The sequence below is a fragment of the Sphingomonas sanguinis NBRC 13937 genome, assembly GCF_001591005.1.
GTDB classification, from domain to species: Bacteria; Pseudomonadota; Alphaproteobacteria; order Sphingomonadales; family Sphingomonadaceae; genus Sphingomonas; species Sphingomonas sanguinis.
In genome coordinates, this window is sequence record NZ_BCTY01000118.1 from 1 (window position 1) to 1,214 (window position 1,214).

2 protein-coding genes are annotated in these 1,214 nt (G+C 66.5%); both read left to right on the plus strand.

The window, feature by feature from the left end; genetic code table 11:
- Nucleotides 1-302: aldehyde dehydrogenase family protein (locus tag SSA01S_RS18845; protein ID WP_156477980.1), on the plus strand; the 302-nt coding region annotated here is incomplete at its 5' end.
- 69 nt (nt 303-371) lie between these two features.
- Nucleotides 372-1,214: zinc-dependent alcohol dehydrogenase (locus SSA01S_RS18850; protein ID WP_061781616.1), on the plus strand; the 843-nt coding region annotated here is incomplete at its 3' end.

Sequence of the window (1,214 nt, forward strand, 5' to 3'; positions counted from 1 at the left end):
TCGTCTCGGTCGCGACCTTCAAGACCGATGAAGAGGCGCTGAGCATCGCCAACGATACCCTCTACGGCCTGGGCGCGGGCGTGTGGACGCGCGACGGCACCCGCGCTTATCGGATGGGACGCGCCATTCAGGCCGGACGCGTCTGGACCAACTGCTACCACGCCTATCCGGCGCACGCGGCGTTCGGCGGCTACAAGCGTTCCGGCATCGGTCGCGAGACGCACCGGATGATGCTCGATCACTATCAGCAGACCAAGAACCTGCTGGTCAGCTACTCGGCCAAGAAGCTCGGCTTCTTTTGATCCCGGTCAAGGCAGGGGTCGGCGGGTGCGCCCATCCCTGCCCCATCATCATCCCACAGGAGAGATACCATGGCGAAGACGATGAAAGCCGCCGTCGTGCGCGCATTCGGCCAACCCCTTACCATCGATGAAGTCCCCGTGCCCGAGGTCGGCGACGGCCTGATCCAAGTCGCGATCCAAGCCTCCGGCGTGTGTCACACCGATCTGCACGCCGCCGAAGGCGACTGGCCGGTCAAGCCCAACCCGCCCTTCATTCCGGGGCATGAGGGCGTGGGCTATGTCTCGGCGGTCGGCAAGGGCGTGAAGCACATCAAGGAAGGCGACCGGGTGGGTGTGCCCTGGCTCTACACCGCCTGCGGCCACTGCGTGCATTGCCTGGGCGGGTGGGAGACGCTGTGCGAAAGCCAGCTCAACACCGGCTATTCGGTCAATGGCGGCTTTGCCGATTATGTCATCGCCGACCCCAATTTCGTCGGCCACCTGCCCGGCAATATCGGCTTCACCGAGATCGCGCCCGTTCTCTGCGCCGGGGTGACGGTCTATAAGGGGCTGAAGATGACCGATACCAAGCCGGGCGATACGGTCGTCATCTCCGGCATCGGCGGGCTGGGCCATATGGCGGTGCAATATGCGGTCGCCATGGGCCTGAACGTCGCGGCGGTCGATGTCGACGACGCCAAGCTGGACCTCGCCCGGCGGCTGGGCGCAAAGGTGACGGTCAATGCCCGGACCGAGGCGGACCCGGCGGCGGCGATCAAGCGCGAGACCGGCGGCGGCGCACAGGGTGCGCTGGTCACGGCGGTCAGCGAGCGCGCCTTTGCGCAGGCCGTGGGCATGATGGCGCGCGGCGGGACGGTCGCACTCAATGGCCTGCCGCCCGGCGACTTCCCGCTCAACATCTTCGGGCTGGTG